The 20,268-nt window shown below is 44.0% G+C and carries 17 protein-coding genes; all 17 read left to right on the forward strand.

Annotated features, from left to right (window positions below):
• The first annotated feature begins 2 nt into the window (after window positions 1–2).
• The 17 genes from IEY42_RS14995 to IEY42_RS15075 all read left to right on the forward strand — a co-directional run bounded on the left by IEY42_RS14995 (window position 3) and on the right by IEY42_RS15075 (window position 20,242).
• Window positions 3–1,217, forward strand: coding sequence for a type II secretion system F family protein (locus IEY42_RS14995; protein ID WP_188926002.1), 1,215 nt, complete (start codon window positions 3–5; stop codon window positions 1,215–1,217).
• Between the two features lie 32 nt (window positions 1,218–1,249).
• Complete coding sequence (locus IEY42_RS15000; protein WP_188926003.1) at window positions 1,250–1,834, forward strand: hypothetical protein; 585 nt, start codon at window positions 1,250–1,252, stop codon at window positions 1,832–1,834.
• 57 nt (window positions 1,835–1,891) lie between these two features.
• Window positions 1,892–2,035 (forward strand): hypothetical protein, encoded by a 144-nt coding sequence (locus IEY42_RS15005; protein WP_188926004.1) that lies wholly within the window; start codon window positions 1,892–1,894, stop codon window positions 2,033–2,035.
• A gap of 6 nt (window positions 2,036–2,041) precedes the next feature.
• Window positions 2,042–2,647 (forward strand): pilin, encoded by a 606-nt coding sequence (locus tag IEY42_RS15010; RefSeq protein ID WP_188926005.1) that lies wholly within the window; start codon window positions 2,042–2,044, stop codon window positions 2,645–2,647.
• A 71-nt stretch (window positions 2,648–2,718) separates the two neighbouring features.
• On the forward strand, window positions 2,719–3,231 hold the full coding sequence (locus tag IEY42_RS15015; RefSeq protein ID WP_188926006.1) for a type II secretion system protein: 513 nt from the start codon (window positions 2,719–2,721) through the stop codon (window positions 3,229–3,231).
• A 192-nt stretch (window positions 3,232–3,423) separates the two neighbouring features.
• Window positions 3,424–3,936, forward strand: coding sequence for a type II secretion system protein (locus IEY42_RS15020; RefSeq protein WP_188926007.1), 513 nt, complete (start codon window positions 3,424–3,426; stop codon window positions 3,934–3,936).
• Window positions 3,926–4,450: a type II secretion system protein gene (locus IEY42_RS15025; RefSeq protein ID WP_188926008.1), complete on the forward strand. Its 525-nt coding sequence runs from the start codon at window positions 3,926–3,928 to the stop codon at window positions 4,448–4,450. Before IEY42_RS15020 ends, IEY42_RS15025 begins: the two co-directional genes overlap by 11 nt.
• Complete coding sequence (locus tag IEY42_RS15030; protein ID WP_188926009.1) at window positions 4,450–5,277, forward strand: PilW family protein; 828 nt, start codon at window positions 4,450–4,452, stop codon at window positions 5,275–5,277. The genes IEY42_RS15025 and IEY42_RS15030 overlap by 1 nt, the downstream gene beginning before the upstream one ends.
• A complete protein-coding gene (locus tag IEY42_RS15035; protein ID WP_188926010.1) occupies window positions 5,267–5,722 on the forward strand; it encodes an MSHA biogenesis protein MshP in 456 nt (151 codons plus the stop codon). The genes IEY42_RS15030 and IEY42_RS15035 overlap by 11 nt, the downstream gene beginning before the upstream one ends.
• Window positions 5,712–10,295, forward strand: coding sequence for a DUF6701 domain-containing protein (locus IEY42_RS15040; protein ID WP_188926011.1), 4,584 nt, complete (start codon window positions 5,712–5,714; stop codon window positions 10,293–10,295). Before IEY42_RS15035 ends, IEY42_RS15040 begins: the two co-directional genes overlap by 11 nt.
• A 193-nt stretch (window positions 10,296–10,488) precedes the next feature.
• Window positions 10,489–11,538 carry a rod shape-determining protein gene (locus tag IEY42_RS15045; RefSeq protein ID WP_188917049.1) on the forward strand — a complete coding sequence of 350 codons (1,050 nt, stop codon included), beginning with the start codon at window positions 10,489–10,491 and terminating at the stop codon, window positions 11,536–11,538.
• Window positions 11,539–11,599: 61 nt separating this feature from the next.
• The gene (gene mreC, locus IEY42_RS15050) at window positions 11,600–12,622 is read left to right on the forward strand and encodes a rod shape-determining protein MreC (protein WP_229780095.1); all 1,023 of its coding nucleotides are present in this window, start codon (window positions 11,600–11,602) and stop codon (window positions 12,620–12,622) included.
• A complete protein-coding gene (gene mreD, locus IEY42_RS15055; protein WP_188926012.1) occupies window positions 12,619–13,110 on the forward strand; it encodes a rod shape-determining protein MreD in 492 nt (163 codons plus the stop codon). Before mreC ends, mreD begins: the two co-directional genes overlap by 4 nt.
• Window positions 13,111–13,156: 46 nt before the next feature.
• Entirely contained in the window at window positions 13,157–13,744 is a 588-nt protein-coding gene (locus IEY42_RS15060) for a Maf family protein (RefSeq protein ID WP_188926013.1), read from the forward strand.
• Window positions 13,745–13,834: 90 nt separating this feature from the next.
• Window positions 13,835–15,325, forward strand: a complete 1,491-nt coding sequence (gene rng / locus IEY42_RS15065; protein ID WP_188926014.1) for a ribonuclease G — start codon at window positions 13,835–13,837, stop codon at window positions 15,323–15,325.
• Window positions 15,325–19,482 (forward strand): YhdP family protein, encoded by a 4,158-nt coding sequence (locus IEY42_RS15070; protein WP_188926015.1) that lies wholly within the window; start codon window positions 15,325–15,327, stop codon window positions 19,480–19,482. The genes rng and IEY42_RS15070 overlap by 1 nt, the downstream gene beginning before the upstream one ends.
• Window positions 19,406–20,242 carry a carbon-nitrogen hydrolase family protein gene (locus tag IEY42_RS15075; protein ID WP_188926016.1) on the forward strand — a complete coding sequence of 279 codons (837 nt, stop codon included), beginning with the start codon at window positions 19,406–19,408 and terminating at the stop codon, window positions 20,240–20,242. Before IEY42_RS15070 ends, IEY42_RS15075 begins: the two co-directional genes overlap by 77 nt.
• The last annotated feature ends 26 nt before the right edge of the window (window positions 20,243–20,268 follow it).

Consider the following 20,268-nt stretch of genomic DNA (forward strand, 5'->3'; position numbering starts at 1 on the left):
CGATGCCAACGTATCAATATCGAGGACGTAACGCTCAGGGAAAGGCTGTGACTGCTCAAGTGGAGTCAGCCGATGAAAGCGCTGCAGCAGATTTATTATTGTCGCGCGGCATTATCCCGTTAGAGTTAAATGAGGTTAAGACTAAACAATCGTTTTCAATGGCATTGTTTCAGAACCGAGTCTCATTAGAAGAGTTGCAAATTTTTACCCGGCAAATGTACTCGTTAACGCGTTCAGGTATTCCTATTTTACGCGCCATTGCAGGCTTGTCTGAGACCACACATTCGCATCGAATGAAACATGCGTTAGATGATATCTCTGAGCAGTTAACCTCGGGCAGACCATTATCTTCCGCAATGAACCAACACCCCGATGTGTTTGATTCATTGTTTGTGTCGATGATCCATGTGGGTGAAAACACCGGTAAATTGGAAGATGCATTTATTCAGTTGTCGCATTATATTGAGCGCGAGCAAGAAACTCGCCGCCGTATTAAAGCAGCAATGCGTTACCCTATCTTCGTTCTTATTGCGATTACCATCGCGATGGTGATCCTCAATATTATGGTGATCCCCAAATTTGCTGATATGTTTTCGCGCTTTGGGGCCGATTTACCCTGGGCCACTAAAATCCTCATCAGCACCTCTAATCTATTTGTTAATTATTGGCCGCATATGCTGGTGGTGTTAATTGGGGTCATTGTTGGGATCCGTTATTGGCACCATACCGACAAAGGCCAAAAGCAATGGGATTTATGGAAGTTACATATTCCTGTGGTGGGATCGATTATTGAGCGTTCTACTTTGTCGCGCTATTGCCGTAGCTTTTCAATGATGCTCAGTGCTGGCGTGCCAATGACTCAAGCATTAAGCTTGGTTGCTGATGCAGTTGATAACGCTTATATGCATGACAAAATTGTGGGTATGCGCCGTGGTATTGAATCTGGTGAGTCAATGCTAAGGGTTTCAAATAGTAGCCATTTGTTTACGCCTTTAGTGTTGCAAATGGTGGCTGTTGGTGAAGAAACCGGTCAAATCGATCAGTTACTAAATGATGCGGCAGATTTTTATGAAGGCGAGGTTGATTACGACTTAAAAAATCTTACCGCAAAATTAGAGCCTATTTTAATCGGATTTGTCGCGGTTATCGTACTTATTCTTGCGCTAGGTATCTATCTACCTATGTGGGACATGCTAAAAGTGGTTAAAGGTGGTTAAATTACAGGGCCTTTGGCTTATTGGGTAACAGTATGTTAAATCAGCAAAAAGCCGATGATGACTTACTTAAAGTCTATGGCAAGTTGATAGCAATCGTGGTGTTGATTATTTTGGTGGGTATCTTAGGTGGCCGCTATGTCAACACTGCGCCAAATTTAACTAGCCAAGGTTTGGCCTTTGAACATAATCGGCTTTTAAATGTCTTAGCTATGGTACGCAGCCAATGGTTAGCTTCAGGAAGACCGAACAAGATGTTGTTGTCTTGGTACGATGTGGCACCAAATGTGCTTACACAAGATAAGTCCAATAATAATGCGGAATCGTCAAAAAATGGACGATTGGACGCTTCAGCGCAAATAGACAATACCGAAGCTGAGTTAGTCGGCACTAATAATTGGATTCAATTGTCATCTAACGGTTGGCCTTTGGTTGAAACCTATGATGAAGACGGTTGTAGACAGCTATGGCAGCAATTGCTGGCAATAGACGTAAATGAGCTAGGGTTAACGGTGGTTTATCAAGCAGAAGATAAAGTTTGTCGTTTTACTTCTGCAAATCAAGCCAGTCTAAGCTATCAGTTACAAACCGGCAGAATCATTTATTTAGCGGCTGAGTAGTAAAAAAGTCTACCCTAGGTGTTAAAATTTTAATAAGCTGCTAATATCTGACAAGTTATGGCAGCACTATTAGCAAAAAGACTAGCAAAAAGATTAGCAAAAAGATTAGCAAAAAGATTAGCAAAAAGATTAGCAACAAGATTAGCAACAAGAGTAGCAGCAAGAGTGTTATTTTTGTTGCAAATACATTTAAATGAGTGAGGTATTATGAAAGTTAAACAACAAGGTTTTTCATTAATCGAGTTGGTCATTGTGATTGTGATTTTGGGACTATTAGCGGCAACCGCTATTCCTCGCTTTTTAAATGTAACTGACGACGCAGAAGACGCCAGCGTAGACGGTGTTGCAGGTGGTTTAGCGACAGCAGTAAGCTTTGTGCGTGCACAGTGGGAAGTGGATGGTCGTCGTAACACGAGTGTGGTTCTCGATGGCACAACCATCTCTTTAGACTCGCGTTTTGGTTTCCCAACGGGCACAACCAATACCAGTGCAACAGCGATGACTACCACTCGATGCCAAGAGGTGTTTGACTCGGTATTACAAAATGCGCCAAGAAACGTATTAGTTAATCAAGATGCAAGCGATGTACGTTATATCGTGAGTGTGCAAGGTGGCTCAGGTGGCTCTTCAACCAGTATTGATGGCGCAACCGTAAACAACCTTGATGTATGTGTATATCATCAAGTCGCCTCACTCGCTTTAGATCAAACAAGTGGTGTGGCTACACCAACACCAGATTTAACAACTGCCGGTGCTAAAGGCGTGACATACAACCCAGGTACTGGACAAGTAGTTGCTTTTAGCAACAACTAATTTATTAACCACCCAATCGATTGATCCATTTATCAATGGATAGAGATTTATATTAATAGAGGTATTTTTATATGCAAAAGCAACAAGGTTTTACATTAATCGAATTAGTGGTTGTGATCATTATTCTCGGCATTTTAGCGGTCACTGCAGCGCCTAAGTTTATTAACTTACAAGGCGATGCGCGAGTATCTGCGTTAAGTGGCATGAAAGCGGCAATTCAAGGTGGAAATACCTTAGTGTATTCAAAAGCTGCCTTAGCTGGTAAAGAAGGCGAGGAAACAGAAACTCTAGATATTGGATCTGGTAGTGAAGATTTGAATATTGCTTACGGTTATATCCAAGCTACTCAAGATGATTTAGAAGAAGCTTTAGATGTAACATTTGCTGAAGGTGCAGATGGTACAGCGACTACTGGAACTGCAGATTGGATTATTAAAGCAACTGCAGCAGCTTCAGGTTCTGCTGCAAGTGTTGAAATTTGGCAAGCTGGTGCACCAGCAGACTGTAAGCTAACTTACACAGAGGCTTCAAGCGCTACTGCTTTACCTGAGTATGTAGCAGAAACAGATCCTGATAAGTGCTAATATATTACCTAATTATTAAAACCTGCTTCGGCAGGTTTTTTTTTGAGTTTTTATCAATAAAAATCAGCTTTGCTTCAATGGCTAACAAGGCTAATACACAAATAAGCAGACAATATTGACTGTTTTTGCCATACTGAATCAGCTAGTATAAGTCTCTGACACTCTTATGGTTTAGTTCGGCTCAGTGTCAAAATGTTTAGCGGCGAAATAGAGGGTATCATCTACGTGAGTCAGCAGCGCAAGGTTCAACTTGGTTTTACCCTCGTTGAATTAGTTACCACCATTATCTTGATTGGTATTATTGCCGTGGCGGTGTTACCGCGCCTATTTTCTGCTTCATCCTACAGTGCTTACACCCTACGTAATGAGTTTATTAGCGAGTTAAGGCACGTACAGTTAAAAGCCATTCAAAATACCGATCAATGTTATCAACTCGATGTCAGTGCCAGTGGTTATACCTTGCGTTACTTTAATGACCGCATTGGCAACAGTTGCAGCGATGTGTTTCGTGAGGAGCAGCCGCAAAGCTTTAGTGCTAATGCTTATATCACCCTAGCCAGTGATGCTAGCCAGGTGTTTTCAATTACGTTTGACAGCCTTGGGCGAATGATTTCTCCTGCGTGTTCTGGCCATTGCTTTAATGCGGTGGCAGATGAAACCTTAGCTATCGCGGTGGAGTCAGAGGGGTATATTTATGCTCAATAAGCTGCAGCGTCATCACACTCTGCGCACTAAGGGTTTTACCTTAATCGAATTAGTGATTGGCATGATGGTCATTGGCGTTGCAATCGTCATGTTGACCAGCATGCTATTCCCTCAGGCAGACAAGGCCGCTGCTACCTTACAAAGAGTGAGATCGGCAGAGCTTGCTCATTCGGTAATGAATGAGATTTGGGGTAAACGTTATGATCAAAACACCAATGCCAATGGCGGTGTCCCAGCCTGTAATTCTGGCGCTGGGTTAACATGTTCGACATCAATGGGTAATGACGGTGAAAGCCGTGATGCGTTTAATGATGTTGACGATTACCATGGGCTGAATGAAACCAGCAATATGCTCGACTCAAGCCAAACCTATGCACAGACTTACTCCGGCTTTAAATTAGCTGTTACGGTGAGTTATCTTGATACTACGCAAGCTGCAAAACTGATTACTGTAGATGTCACTACACCCAGCAATGAAGTGATTACTTACCAAACGGTAAGGAGCAACTACTAATGGCGCACTATTCACGAGCAAAAACAGCTGGATTTACCTTAATCGAAATGGTGACTGTGATTTTGATTTTGGGCATTGTGATTGTTGGTGTCAGTAGTTTTGTGATTTTTGGTACCCGTATTTTTGTTGAATCCAGTGCGGTCGATCAAGTGTTGAGTCAGAGCCGCTTTGGAATAGAACGCATGACCAGAGACATTCGTCGTGCGGTGCCTAACAGTATCCGAGTGCTTAATGCCACAGATGGCAGTTATCAATGCATTGAATTACTGCCCATTTCGGCCAGTACCTCATACCTTGACGCACCATTTGTACCTGAGACTTCGCGAAATAGCCTTACCGCGATCAAAAGCATTAGGCCGATTAGTGCAGGGCAGTCGACGTTGATTTATCCGTTAACCAATGCTGAGGTATATAACCCTCAAGGGACAACGGCAAAACGATTTACTGTGCAAAGTGTGGCTGAAGCGAGCGACTTACTAACCATCACCTTGACCCAGTCGGTGCGATTTACTGAGGCTTCACCATTAAGGCGCTTATATGTTGCCGATAGCCCGTTAAGCTATTGCTTTGTTACCTCTGCGAGTTCGGTTGAATTGCGGCTTTATCAAAACTATGGTTATCAGGCCACTCAACCCACGCCAACAACAATGGGTTCAGGGGTGTTAATGGCCCAAAATGTAGCGAATAACTTAAGTACCAATCCTGCAATTATTTTAACTCCAGCGAGCTTAGTGACTAACGCCATTGTGCATTTACAGCCACTGTTTGCGGTTAATGGTGAGACGTTTCAATATCAACATCAAGTGCAGGTGATGAATGTTCCCTAAGTATCAGTTCGCTCAACATTCTCAACGCGGCAGCGCATTAATCATCGGTATTTTTGTGATTACGGTGATGTTTGTTATTGCAGCCAGTTTAATCCGCATTGTTGGCGATGCTGATGAGTCGGTGAATATGGAAGTGTGGGGCACTCGAGCATTGTTTAGTGCTAACAGTGGCGCTGATGCCGCTTTAGCACAGCTATTTCCGCTCGATGGCAGTGCTGCAACGTGTAGCGATGTGGCTTCAACTTGGACGCCACCGAGTAACGCGGTTGGATTTCATCGTTGTAGCGTGAGCATTAGCTGTAATACTGCCAGTGTCAGTGGTGTGACTCAATATAGAATTAATAGTTTAGCGGTATGCGAAACGGGTGATTGTGCTGGAGACTCGAGTAGCTCAACGTGTTTACGAGTCAGTCGCCAAGTGGAGGTAGAAGCCCGTGGGAATTAAACGACTACAAAAAGCTTTGTTTGCTTTGAGTGTTTTACTCTTTGCAAGTAACACTTTTGCTTTTGGTGTTATCGATGAGTCAGTCACTTGGGCTAATGTTGCACAAGGCCATCACCAATATGGCAGTCCAGATCCCTTAGCTTGTACTGGCATTACAGATCCACAACTAACACTTTATAACAGTGCCAAAATTAATGGTGTTGTCGGTGGTGTTTTATCCTTTTGCTCCCTTAATAGCTCTAGTATCCCAAGTGACAGCTGTAATGATTCATTAGGGGTGAATGGTACCTGTACAGTAACGGGTATTGATTTAATTGGACTCGATTTAACCGGAGACAACGCATTTAAGGCAAGTTCTGGTGTTGGTGGAAGCATTGGCTACTGTAATACAAATGATAATTTCACTTTAGGGGAGGATGGGAATAGCCAATTTAATAGTGTGAGTTTATATTCAGCTTGCACTTTAACTATGTCGACAAGCCTTTCTGAATACCGCTTTACATCGATAGAGATAGGTAGTGGTGCAACATTAGTGCTTAATGAGGGGGATTACTTTATTGAATCTTTAACCCTTAATAGTAATTCTAATGTTGTATTAAATGGTGATGTAAGAATTTTCGTTAAGAATGATATTAATTTGAATAGCACGACCGTTAATGCAACAGCTTTATTCGATCTAAAAATCATTGGCTATAATAATATAAATTTGACTGGAACATCTGATGTCACTGCAAATGTTTACAGTAATGAAAGGTTAAAATTAAACGCTAGCTCTGCGATTAAGGGACGAGTATCGTCACGTTACCTTGAAATGAATACGACATCCTCAGTAACGGATACCACACCAACAGAAACAGAATTTCATATTCAATACGGTAAAGCGTCCAATGGAAGCATTACGTTTGACAGTGCTTTTCCTGATGATGTCACCCCGTTAATTTTCTTAATGCCGACCATCGAAGACGATAACAGTGATGGCCCAGCATCGGTATTCCTTGATAGTGTTTCTAATCAAGGTTTTACTTGGTCTAAAAAAGAGCCTGCTTCACCCAGTAACCGCTATGTTAAATCTATTGAAATGCCGGAAATACATTGGATTGCAGTTACTGCAGGTAGCTATGACCTGCCAAATGACATCAAGCTAATTGCCGGCTCGGTTGATTATGATCAGGCCTTATTTGGGTCTAATTCACCTTATACTTCGGTCGATTTGCCTTCGACTCAAAATGTGGTGCTAAACCAAATACAAACTCAAAATAATCATTGTTGGTTTACCAGTACATCACAATCAAGCGGTTCAATGTTACAACTGGCGTTAGATGCGTCTGAAGTTTACGATAGAAATAATAAACAATGCCTGCCGGGAGATTTAAATAACAATCAAATTGCAAATGAAACCATTGGCTATTTATCGTTAACCTCGGCAAGCGGTACCATGGTCTTAAATGGTGTTGAAACAAATTATCACTTTGGTCAAGCACAAACGTTTACCGCCAGTGGCACCAAAGATATTGAATATCAATGTGGAATCACCACAACGTTAGAAGGCTTTACTGACCCCCCCACATTAGTTGCAGGAAAGAATAGTCGCTTAGGAACTGATGGCGGCTGGCTCCGCCGTTGTAAGCTAACTAACGACACGGTAAGTATGGTTGTTGATGAAGATACTTATAAAGATCGTGATCGTAAACATCGTTGGGAGAATTACAGTTTCGTTGCTTTTGAAAGTATTGAGCCAGTATTCCAATGTTTTACGGATAATTTTGACCGCACAGATCTTGGGGATGATTGGATTGTTTCCAATAGTCGAGGTGGTTTTACGCCATCTATTGTGAGTAATCGTTTACAAGTGACTCAGGCACAAAAAAATCAAGCAACCTCTTCGACTTACCAACGATTATTCCCTGCAGCAGACAATTTCGTCACCATCGAATTCGATCATTATGCTTATGGGGGAAGTCGAGCAGATGGTATTGCTTTTGTGTTGTCAGATAGCACCATTACACCTCAAGCAGGCGCGTATGGTGGACCGTTAGGTTATGGTGCTCGTTCAAATCAAAATGGTTTTGCTGGCGGCTGGTTAGGTTTTGGTATTGACGAATACGGTAATTTTTCAACCGAAGGTGGCCCTAACGGACCTGGACGTCGTCAACAGTCTGTTGCCATTAGGGGCTCTGGTTCTGGTACAACAGGTTATCCTTATTTACATGGTTCGTGTAATGACGGTACAACCAATACAAGTAGTTGCTTATCGCCAACCGTTGATAACAATAACAATAACAACTCACCTGCTCACCGTTATCGTATTACTGTTGACTCGCAAATTGCCAGTCAATCGTTAGTGAAAGTTGAGCGTGATACTGGTGATGGCTTTGTTGAAATTATTTCTGAATTCGATGCCACTTCTTTCACTAACCAAGCCGCTTTACCTGAGAGTTTTTTATTGTCATTAACTGGCTCTACTGGCGGGTCAACGAATATTCATGAAATTGATAATGTCGAAATATGTGCTCTAAAATCCAATCCTATAGGGGTACAAATCGATCACTTTGAGTATTCATACTCTGGTCAAGGAATTACCTGCGCACCCAAAACACTGTCGATTAAAGCTTGTGCTAATGCAGAGTGTACCGAGACGGTTAATAGCAGTGTTACCGCAACGCTAACACCTGCAAGCGTGACTAATGGTGGTTGGGTTGGTGATAATGTTGTTACATTCTCTGGTGGGGAAAAAGCAGATTTACAATTAAGACATAACATCGTTGGCACGGTAACTTTGGGTGTTTCAGGTTCAACGCCGAGTACTAAAGCGTTTAGTGAAACGCTTTGCCGAATTAATGGTAGCTCTGCAACGGCTGCAAACTGTGATTTAGCCTTTGCCGACAGTGGGTTTATTTTTGATGTGCCAGACAAGTTAGCAAACAAAACCACGGGCAATATTTCAATCAGTGCCGTTAAAACCTCAGATGAATCCTTACAATGTGTGCCTACATTTGCAGACACGAGCAAAGATGTCAGTTTTTGGAGTACATATCTGGATCCTACAATGCCAATCAATGGCCAATCCGTTACTGTGAACGACATTACTGTGGGCAAACAAAGCTCAACTGGCACCACCATAGCGTTAGATTTTGATTCAACAGGTACGGCGAATATTGATGTTAACTATCCTGATGCAGGCAATATACAACTCGATGTTCAATACACAGGTACTGGCGATGAAGCCGGATTGGTGATGTTAGGTTCTGATTCATTTGTGAGCTTTCCCGTTGGGTTATGCATCACACCTAAAGACAGCGTTGCAGAGTGCTCTGCAGGTAACAGCAGTTGTGATGTATACAAAAAAGCGGGCGAAACGTTTGATTTAATCATTCAAGGTAAAGCGTGGCAGTCTGACGCGGATACTGACTATTGCGATAACATCAACACCCCCAATTATGCCCATGATGACATTGTTTTAGGGCATCAATTGGTTGCGCCATCGGGCGGTGTGTTAGGTGACGTTGGCAACACGAAATACAATCATGTTGCGCAAACCACTAACAGCAATACGGTGACTCAATCGGTAACCGAAGTGGGCGTATTTAAGTTTACCGCCAATCCCCCAAGCACGTATTTGGGTTCGAGCTTTTACGATATTCCGCTTGCTGAATCAGTCAATATCGGCCGCTTTGTACCTGACAGCTTTGCCGTTACCAGTTCCAGCGTGTTGGCAAGTTGCGGTGTTTTTACCTATATGGATCAACCTTTTGATTTAACATTGACCTTAACGGCTTATAATATTGCGGCAAATATTACCCAAAACTATCAGGGCGCTTTTGCTAAAGCCACAGCCAGTTTAGTGGGAGAGAACCTTAACGATGGCGTTGATTTAAGCAACCGCTTAAGCACTTTACCTATTGATGCGAGTTCATGGAGTTTAGGTGAGGCGAGTGTGGGTATCACGTATCAAGCGAACCTGAGCCGTACCCTTGCGCCAGGTGTTGATGGGCCTTTTGGTCAATTAGATATTGGTGTGCAGGTTGCTGATAACGACGCAGACATTTCATTTGTTAACGCGCCGGATATGCGCGCTGATAGCAGTGATATTTGTGCCGACAACGGTACTTGCAATGCAAAACTGATATCGACACAAGATTTTCGTCACGGCCGAATCGTTATGGACAATACCTTTGGCCCAGAAACTGAAATATTACGCATGCCTACCTATGCACAATATTGGAATGGAGCGGGGTGGATAACCAATACCAGTGACAGTTGTAGCCAAGTCATCGATCCACTTAATGGCACAGAGATCTACGATCCAGTATTGGCGTCAAACCAAACGGTTATTCGCAGTGATGGCGGCAGTACGGTGAGCGCTGGTCAACTCACTTTATTATGGCAAAACACAGGTTCTGATGCATATCGTGGTCAAGTGACAGCGCCATTACAAGTTGATGATTGGCTCAAGTGGTATTGGAATTGGGACGACACAAGTCCAAGTGTATTGTATGACCCAAGAGCGAGTGCTTTTTTTGGACGCTATCGAGGCCATGATCGGATCATTTATTGGCGTGAGGTCGGGCAATAAACTGCATAATAAAGCGTCAGTTTTGCGCTTTTTAGGATTATATTTGCTCGTTTAACGTTTTTTTACAGGCTTTTATAAAAAAAAACGCCAGATTAGCAATTGTTAACCTGTTCGGTCTTGTAGAATAGGGGTGTCATTGATAAAGTTAGCTGATTTTTCTTTCTTCTGACTCCACAGAATACAGGCCTGATACATGTTCAAAAAGCTGCGCGGCATTTTTTCTAACGACCTATCGATCGATTTAGGTACGGCAAACACACTTATTTATGTTCGCGATGAAGGCATCGTATTGAACGAACCCTCAGTGGTTGCCATTCGCGGCGAACGCAATAGCAATGGGCCAAAGTCAGTTGCTGCAGTCGGTACAGATGCAAAACAAATGCTGGGCCGAACGCCTGGCAATATTCAAGCTATTCGTCCAATGAAAGACGGTGTTATCGCCGATTTTTATGTGACAGAAAAAATGCTTCAGCACTTCATTAAACAAGTGCACAACAACAGTTTCTTCCGCCCAAGCCCTCGTGTACTTGTGTGTGTGCCAGTGGGTGCAACACAAGTTGAACGTCGTGCTATTCGCGAATCAGCCATGGGGGCTGGTGCGCGTGAAGTTTACCTTATTGAAGAGCCAATGGCGGCGGCAATTGGTGCGGGTTTGCCAGTTTCAGAAGCGACAGGTTCTATGGTTGTTGATATTGGTGGTGGTACTACCGAAGTGGCAATCATTTCATTAAATGGCGTCGTTTACTCATCTTCAGTGCGTATTGGTGGCGACAAGTTTGACGATGCCATTATCAACTATGTTCGTCGTAATTACGGCAGCTTAATTGGTGAAGCAACAGCAGAGCGCATTAAACACACTATCGGTACCGCTTATCCAGGTGAAGAAGTACTCGAAATTGAAGTCCGTGGTCGTAACCTTGCAGAAGGTGTACCGAGAAGCTTCACGCTAAACAGCAACGAAATTTTAGAAGCACTGCAAGAGCCTTTATCGGGTATTGTTAGCGCTGTGATGGTGGCATTAGAGCAATCTCCACCAGAATTAGCATCAGATATTTCTGAGCGTGGCATGGTATTAACGGGCGGTGGAGCATTATTGCGCGACTTAGACCGTTTACTGATGCAAGAAACCGGTATTCCGGTAATGGTTGCAGACGACCCGCTAACTTGTGTGGCGCGTGGTGGTGGCAAGGCGCTTGAAATGATTGACATGCACGGTGGTGATTTGTTCTCTGAAGAGAACTAATGATTAACTGCAATGCGGCTTTATTACCCAGCAAATGCGCCAATAAAGCCGCGTACAATTTATGAAACCAATTTTCGTTCGTGGCGTCTCTAATCAATTTAGACTGACACTGGCAATTTTATTGTCGGTGGCTTTGCTTGTCGCCAATGATCGCCTTGACCCTATCCGCCAATCACTCTCTTCTGTATTAAGCCCTTTACAATATTTAGCGAATGTCCCTGGTGTGATATTGGATTGGTCTGCCGAAGCATTTGCCACACGCAATATGCTCGAAGTGCAAAACAAAGAGCTACTTCGTCAACAATTAGTCATGTCAGAACGCTTGCAGCGCTTTGAACATGTCCGCCAAGAAAATGAACGTCTTCGCGCCTTACTCGGCTCCCCTGTGCATATGGACTCTCGTAAAGTGGTGGCAGAAGTCATGGAAGTTGCTAGCGATCCATTTCGTCAATTTGTGGTGTTAAACCATGGCTCGCAAACCGGTGTTTATGTTGGTCAGCCTGTGGTTGATGCTCAAGGCGTTGTCGGCCAGGTGATTGAGGTGAGCGAGTTTACTAGTCGTGTGTTGATGGTGTCAGACAGCACCCATGGTATTCCGGTGCGTGTGACGCGTAACGATGTACGAGCCATTGCAAATGGTACGGGTGATATTGATCAAATAGAACTGCGCCATGTGGCAAAAAGTACTGATATTATTGCTGGCGATTTATTAGTGACCTCAGGCCTGGGGAATCGCTTTCCTGAAGGCTACCCAGTGGCCCGTGTAATAAGCGTATCTCGCGACGACGGTCAAAGCTATGCGGTGATTAACGCTCAGCCATTAGCCGCGTTGGACCGTATTCGTTATGTGTTATTGATTTGGCCTGATGAAACCAAACCCTTCACGTTGCCTGCAAATTTAATCGGCGTATCGACCGAGGCTTCTGTTAATGGTGTGCCACAAGCTCAAGCGGAGCAGTCGCAAGCGACACAAGGAAATACCACTCCCGCGGCCACAGATGCTGATAACCCAGCAATACAAAATGTGAATCAAGCTTTGACCACGCCGACGACTCAGTCAAATAGCAATGAGGTTAACCGATGAGTGCCCACATCGCCAATGGCCGCTTAGTGGTATGGCTGACGCTTTTTATCGGAATGATGTTCCAAATCATGCCATTACCGACTATGGTCGAGGCATGGCGCCCTGATTGGTTATTAATGGTTTTGGTGTATTGGGCTATGGCATTACCTCATCGATACAGCATTTTAACTGCGTGGATATTGGGTGTACTGCTTGACGTGTTACTGGGTGCGACCCTCGGTATTCGCTCATTGGCGCTGTCGCTGGTGATTTATATTGTCGTATTATTATGTCAACGTTTACGCAACTATCCGCGTTGGCAGCAGTCATTAGTTATAGCGGGATTAATTTGTATCTACCATGCATTGATATTTTGGGTTCAATTTGTGGTGGTCGGGGCTGCTCCATTTGATTTTTCCATGTTTTTACCTGCTATTTCGAGCTTATTTATTTGGTGGTGGGTATTTTGGATTTTACGCAATATGCGCCGTCGATATAAAGTACGTTAATTAGGTTAACTTCCCGATTGAATAACCTTAAATAGAGTGAATAAACATGACTTGGATACTGGCCTCAACCTCGCCAAGAAGAAAAGAATTACTGGCACAAGCCGGTTTTAGTTACACCGGATTTAACTTTGAACTTGTGGCTCCTGATATAGATGAAACCCCAAAAGCCAATGAGTTAGCGGCGGATTATGTTTGCCGCTTAGCGATAGAGAAAGCCGAGGCCGGGCTGATATTAAGTGCACAGTTTAACCAGCCAAAGGTGCTGGGTTCAGACACGATTGTGGTGCTCAACGGAGCCATATTAGGTAAGCCTGTCGATGCAGAAGATGCCAAACGCATGTTAACCATGTTATCTGGCAACACCCACGAAGTGATGACCGCAGTTGCGCTTACTGATGGTCAGCAAACATTGACCCGCCTTTGCAGCACGCATGTCAGTTTTTGTGCGTTATCAGCCGCCGACATTGATGCTTATATTGCTTCAGGTGAACCTATGGACAAAGCCGGTGCATATGGCATTCAAGCATTGGGCGGCTGTTTTGTTAAGTCTATTAGCGGCAGTTATTCTGCTGTTGTGGGCTTACCGTTAGTTGAAACACGAGAATTATTAGCCTGCATGATGCAGCAAAATTAACCTTTTGCTTTAATCGATTTCATACGGTGGCACAAGTGCTGTCAACATTACGATTGGAGCATGACCTGAATACAGGCGGCCTAGAACGGTATGAATATAAAAGCACAGCGTAAAAAAGGCACCGAGTTACTGATTAATGTCACGCCAACCGAAGCACGTGTCGCATTAGTAGAGCATGGCGTTTTGCAAGAAGTTCACATTGAACGCCGCATGAAGCGTGGTTTAGTGGGTAATATTTATAAAGGTAAAATCAGCCGCGTACTGCCAGGTATGCAAGCCGCCTTTGTGGATATTGGTTTAGACAAAGCCGCTTTTTTACATGCCTCCGATATTGTTCCCCATACCGAATGTGTTGCCGATGTCGAAAAGGGCAATTTCGTGGTGCGCGATATTGCCGAACTGGTGCGCCAGGGTCAGGATATCATGGTGCAAGTGGTAAAAGACCCGCTTGGTACCAAGGGCGCACGTCTCACCACTGACATTACCTTACCCTCGCGTTATTTAGTCTTTATGCCGGGCTCAAGCCATGTGGGTGTGTCGCAACGTATTGAGCTCGAAGAAGAGCGTCAACGCCTTAAAAACATCACTTTACCGTATGTTGATGATGATGGTGGCTTTATTATCCGCACCGCCGCAGAAAATATTGGCGAAGACGAACTGGCACAAGATGCAGCATTTTTACGCCGAGTGTGGGCTAAGGTTAGCGAGCGTCGTAAACGCAAAGGTGCCACGTTACTGTATCAAGACCTGGCATTACCCGTACGTATTATTCGCGACTTTGTTGGCACTGAACTTGACCATATTCAAGTGGATTCTCGCCGCACTTATGCCGAGCTACAACAGTTTGCTCAAGAATTTATGCCTGAAATTGCCGACAAAATTGAGCACTACGCAGGCCCCGCACCCATTTTTGAATTGTACGATGTCGAAAATGAAGTACAGCGCGCGCTAGGGCGTAAAGTGGAGCTTAAATCGGGTGGTTATTTAATTATTGACCAAACCGAAGCCATGACAACCGTCGACATCAATACCGGCGCATTTGTTGGCCACCGTAATTTAGAAGAAACCATTTTTAATACCAATTTAGAAGCAACGCAAGCCATTGCCCGCCAACTGCGTTTACGTAATCTTGGCGGTATTATCATTATCGACTTTATCGATATGCTCAATAAAGAGCATCAGGCAAGGGTGCTCGAAAGCTTAAACGCGGCACTTGCCCTTGATCGAGTTAAAACCAGTGTGAGTGGATTTTCGGGACTAGGTTTAGTCGAAATGACCCGCAAACGCACCCGCGAAAGCCTAGAACATGTAGTGTGTGGCGAATGTCCGTCATGCCAAGGCACTGGCACCATGAAAACCATTGAAACCGTGTCGTATGAAATCTTTCGTGAGATTATTCGCTTAAACCGAGCCTATAAAGCCGATGAGTTTTTACTGTATTGCTCACCCGCGGTTTACATGAGTTTAAGTGGCGAAGAATCGCATTTATTAGCTGAGCTCGAAGTGTATATCGGCAAGCGTATTCGCTTGCAAAACGAACCCTTATACATTCAAAGTAAATATGATGTGGTGATGATGTAGTGTCAACAACTCGGGCGGCGACTATCAACAGGATCTGTTGGCAAATATTGGCGATTACGCTGGTGCTTTTTGCACTGGCAGTTAGCCTTATTCGCGGGTTGTTGCCTCATGTACCAGAAGTGCGCACAGAGCTAGTTAACTATCTTTATAATGAATATAAACTGCAAGTCTCAGTTGAATCCTTAAGTGCTGAGTGGCAAGCTTTTGGCCCCGCACTGAGCATTAAAAATTTAACGTTACCGCCCCAAGAATCATTGCCGATAACGGTTATCAGTAAAAACGTTGATATTAAACTCGACTTTTGGCAATCGCTGTTTACCCTCAGCCCACAAGTCGAAACCGTGGTATTTGACGGGATCAGTGTTGCGTTAAATCTGGATCAAATTGCCGACAATAACAACAGTGACAATAGCCAAACTAAAGCCAATTTAGATTGGCTTTATGGTTTGCTATTAGAGCAATTGGAACACTTTTCGATTACTGATGCATCATTGCAATTAATCAGCAGCCAAAATGACTATCGGCCTATTTTTGTGGATACACTTGAGTGGCTAAACACGCCTAATCGTCATCAGGCACAAGGCATGATCCACGTTGATCAGCTTGAGTCTCAGCATGAACAATTAACATTACAAATCGATCTCAGTGGTAATGGCTATCAGCCCGACACTGTGACTGGGCAACTGTATGTGTCGGCTGAATCATTAGACCTTGGTGAATGGGCTTCACGACAACATATTACCCCTAAAAATGCCAACAACATTGCGCTGCAAGGCGTCATAAACCTTGATGCGTGGATGACCTTTGCCAATCGCAAAATACGAGACGGTTTATTAGTGTTTAAACCGAGCTGGTTAGAGTGGCGCGATACGGAAAGTCAGCAAAAAATAGCGATTGATTCTGGGGTGTTGCAATGGACACCTGAACAAGGTGGCTGGAAAATTGAAAGCCACGATTTAAGCTTATCAACTAACGAGCAAGCCTGGCCGCAATTAAAGCTGGCATTTGGCACTCGTAATGGTGATTTGTTTGGTTATATCAATCAAATCACTCCACCATTACTTAAACCCATGCTACCGCTGATCCCTGATTTAGGCTTAGAGCAAGTTGATACCTGGCAACAGCTTAACCCTCAAGGCACCATTGGCCCAATAAGGTTATATAAACAAGCGCAGCAACCGTTAATTGCCACCGCCGATATTCAGCAGTTGCAATGGCAACCTTATACTACCATTCCTGGGTTAAACCCTATTGATTTACAATTAACCTGGGCCAATAATCAACTTGATTTTAGCTTGCCGCAGCAAGCTTATCAGTTTGATTTTGGTGATAATGCCAATCAACCGTTAGCCTTGCAAGGTGCAGCTATTCAAGGGCGTTTAGATGTTGAAAACAAGCGACTCACGATTGCTAATATCAATCTAACCAATGCTGATATTGCGTTACAGGCTGGGGTAAACCTAGATTTTAGCTCTTCAAAACACCTTGCGTTAGCGGCAGATGTGAGCGTGCATGATGTCTCACGAGTTGAACGTTATTTGTCCTTAATTGCCATGAGCCCTAAGCTAGTGGCATACCTCGACAATGGTTTACAGGCAGGTAAAATTGATCAAGCCCAGGTTGTTTGGCACGGTGCGCTCAGTGACTTTCCATATCATGACAACAGTGGTGTATTTCAAGCTGAGTTTATCTTGCAACAAGGTAATTTTAAGTTTCAACCTAACTGGCCCGCTGTGAGTGAATTAACCTTATCCGCACTATTTGAAAATGCCTTAATGGATCTGCATATTGACCACGGCATGCTAGGTGGTGTTGTGGTTGATGGTGCCCGAGTCTCTATCCCTCAGTTGGGTAAAGAATCGTTATTAAAAGTCGAGGCCGAAATAACGGCAGATGCCCAAGCCGCCACTGAAGTGATTAACAACTCATCATTAAAAGGTTCGGTAGGCGCCACTTTAAATGTTGTGCAAATAAAACAGCCTATCGGGGTCGATTTAGATTTAGCCATCCCACTTTACAAGGGCGGTGAACAGCTGATTAAAGGCCAGGTGAATTTAGACAACAACCCAGTGTATATTGCATCCCCAGGTTTACAACTAAACAACGTCACTGGGCAGGTGAGTTTTGTTAATCAGCTAATTGAAGCCAAAGATATTAGCGCGAAGCTGTTTGAGCAACCGTTAACGTTTAATGTTAAAACAGGTAAGCAAAACCAAAATTTTGCCTTGAACATCAATATGGGCGGCCGCTGGGATCTCGACACCTTGCCAAGCAAACTCAATAACCCAATGAGTAGCACATACAGTGGCAAGTTAGATTGGGATGGGGCACTCACCATGATATTTGACCCCAGCGGTTACAGTTTACAAATGTCGGCCTCTTCAGATTTGCTCGGCGTGGCCCTTGATTTACCCAGCCCTTATAGAAAATCATCCGTTGAGCCTAAAAAACTTCGTGCTGACTTAATTGGCGACAATAAACAATCATCGTTAAGTATCAAGTTGGGCCAAGATGTTGAGTTTTGGGGTGGCTTTAATCCTGAGGATGGTGGCCACTTAGCATTTTACGATGTGATGGTTGGGCGTCATTTTAAATTAGGCGATAAACTCCAAAAACAAAATGGCCACTTGCATTTAGATCTCCCTAAAGTCAAGCTTGAGCAATGGTTACCCATCATTAAACATTTTAGCTCAACCGCTGCGCCAGACGTTATCGCCTCATCGGTTCGAGATCGCATATTAACCGACACCGAAGTGCCAACGATGGCCATTCAACAGACCGCAGCGGTTAACCCGACATCATTTCCACCATTGATGGGTATTCATGCCAATGTGGCTAAATTAACCGCATTGGGGCAGTCGTTTGATCAATTACAGTTTGATGCTGAGCCGACTGAATATGTATGGCGCTTTAATGCACGGTCAGAGCAATTTGATGGCCGAATTGATTTTTACTCAAATTGGCGAGACCAAGGGATTAAAGTGGTGGCCAAAAAGCTGCGTATTTCTCCGCCGCCACAAACCGCATTGCACGGTGAACCATCATCGACGCAAAGTAACACAAGCTTAATCTCGCAATTGCCAACATTGGCCATTGATGTCGACGAATTTAGTCTTTACGACTTGTCGTTAGGGCACCTTGTTTTACAAGGCGTTCCCTCTGAACAAGGATATCAATTTCAAACCTTATCATTGACCAAGCCAACCTTATCTATGCAGGCAAATGGGTTATGGTCAGTAATAAAGGGTGTCGATAATACTGAGTTTGATGTGACCGTTCAGGCTGACAATTTTGAAGACCTATCAGCCACATTAGGAATTAACCCGGGCATAAAAAATGCGCCATTAGATCTTAGTGGCCAATTATCATGGCATGCAGCACCCTACTTATTTTCGCTCGATACTTTAAATGGCCAAATTCAGTTTGGTTTAGGTAAAGGTCATTTATCGGAAATCAGTGACAAAGGTGCCAGGGTATTTTCGTTATTTAGTTTAGATTCGTTACTGCGTAAATTGTCATTGGATTTCTCAGACGTGTTTGGGCAAGGGCTGTATTTCAACACCTTTACTGGTAACTTAAACATAGATAATGGGGTGGTAAAAACCACCAACACCGAAATGGATGCCATAGCCGGTAATATGAAGGTAAGAGGCTATACAGACTTAACCACTCAAAGTCTTAATTACGACATTCGTTTTGTGCCGCAGTTGGCTTCAAGTGTGCCTACTGTGGTCTTGCTGAGCACCAGTGCATGGACTTTAGGTTTGGGGGCGTTTGCGTTAACCAAAGTATTGGAGCCTGTCATTGAAGTGATTTCAGAAATTCGTTTTCGGGTCACTGGTACCATGGATAATCCGCAACTTGAAGAGTTAGAGCGTAAGAGTAAAGAAATCGAAATACCCAAAGCGATTTTACCGCAGCCTGACGAAACCGGTACCGATGGGGCTGTGGATATGCCTGTTAAAGTGAAGGATACGGAACAACAAAGTCCAGCACCTGAAGCACAACCTACAGCCGAAGCGTCAATTGTTGACGCACCTACACCAATCACCAATGTCGTGACGCTACAAGGAGCGCAATATGCAAATCAGCTTATTACAATGCCAGAGCAGCCGCGACGTTCAAGCCAACCTCGCGTTTATCGACTCGCAGCTTAAACAATTACCGCGCGACATTGATGAGCCACAACTTGTGGTACTGCCTGAATGTTGCTTACTGTTTGGCGGCCATGAAAGTCAACAATTGCAATATGCCGGTAGCGAACATCAAAGCGACCTTAAAACTGCGTTAGCCAATTTAGCTAAACAATATCACGTGTACTTAATCGCAGGCACCATACCGATGCGCGCTGATGATGGCAGAGTGTTCAGTCGCTGTTATTTTTTTGATGACCATGGCGTCACCCTAGGTCATTACGATAAACTGCATTTATTCGATGTCGATGTTGCCGATGGCACCAAAACCTACTGTGAAAGTGATACATTTCACCCAGGCGATCATTTATGTGTGGTTGATACGCCATTTGGTAAAGTGGGGCTTGCCATTTGTTACGACATTCGCTTTGGTGATTTATTTCGGGCATTGCGCCTTGCGGGTGCGGATTACATCGCACTGCCATCGGCTTTTACCAAAGTGACCGGAGAGGCGCATTGGCAAGTATTATTACAGGCCAGAGCCATTGAAACTCAATGCTATTTATTGGGTGCCGGTCAATGGGGTCAACATAATCAAGGCAGCCGAGAAACCTGGGGCCATAGTATGATTGTCGACCCATGGGGCAGAGTCATTGCTGAGCGTGCCACCGAGTGCGGTTGGGCACAAGCCAAGGTTGAGCTTAGTGAGCTACAACGTATACGTCAGCAAATGCCGATAATCGGCCATAACCGTTTCATTGCGCCGCAATTAACCCCTGTTTAAGTGGGCGCTTAAGACCTTATTCGCAC

The organism is Shewanella algicola, from assembly GCF_014648035.1.
GTDB classification, from domain to species: Bacteria; Pseudomonadota; Gammaproteobacteria; order Enterobacterales; family Shewanellaceae; genus Shewanella; species Shewanella algicola.

Coding starts and splice junctions, on each gene's coding strand:
- IEY42_RS14995 (WP_188926002.1), top strand. CDS start 3: ATGCCAACGTATCAATATCGAGGACGTAACGCTCAGGGAAAGGCTGTG.
- IEY42_RS15000 (WP_188926003.1), top strand. CDS start 1,250: ATGTTAAATCAGCAAAAAGCCGATGATGACTTACTTAAAGTCTATGGC.
- IEY42_RS15005 (WP_188926004.1), top strand. CDS start 1,892: ATGGCAGCACTATTAGCAAAAAGACTAGCAAAAAGATTAGCAAAAAGA.
- IEY42_RS15010 (WP_188926005.1), top strand. CDS start 2,042: ATGAAAGTTAAACAACAAGGTTTTTCATTAATCGAGTTGGTCATTGTG.
- IEY42_RS15015 (WP_188926006.1), top strand. CDS start 2,719: ATGCAAAAGCAACAAGGTTTTACATTAATCGAATTAGTGGTTGTGATC.
- IEY42_RS15020 (WP_188926007.1), top strand. CDS start 3,424: ATGTTTAGCGGCGAAATAGAGGGTATCATCTACGTGAGTCAGCAGCGC.
- IEY42_RS15025 (WP_188926008.1), top strand. CDS start 3,926: ATGCTCAATAAGCTGCAGCGTCATCACACTCTGCGCACTAAGGGTTTT.
- IEY42_RS15030 (WP_188926009.1), top strand. CDS start 4,450: ATGGCGCACTATTCACGAGCAAAAACAGCTGGATTTACCTTAATCGAA.
- IEY42_RS15035 (WP_188926010.1), top strand. CDS start 5,267: ATGTTCCCTAAGTATCAGTTCGCTCAACATTCTCAACGCGGCAGCGCA.
- IEY42_RS15045 (WP_188917049.1), top strand. CDS start 10,489: ATGTTCAAAAAGCTGCGCGGCATTTTTTCTAACGACCTATCGATCGAT.
- mreC (WP_229780095.1), top strand. CDS start 11,600: ATGAAACCAATTTTCGTTCGTGGCGTCTCTAATCAATTTAGACTGACA.
- mreD (WP_188926012.1), top strand. CDS start 12,619: ATGAGTGCCCACATCGCCAATGGCCGCTTAGTGGTATGGCTGACGCTT.
- IEY42_RS15060 (WP_188926013.1), top strand. CDS start 13,157: ATGACTTGGATACTGGCCTCAACCTCGCCAAGAAGAAAAGAATTACTG.
- rng (WP_188926014.1), top strand. CDS start 13,835: ATGAATATAAAAGCACAGCGTAAAAAAGGCACCGAGTTACTGATTAAT.
- IEY42_RS15075 (WP_188926016.1), top strand. CDS start 19,406: ATGCAAATCAGCTTATTACAATGCCAGAGCAGCCGCGACGTTCAAGCC.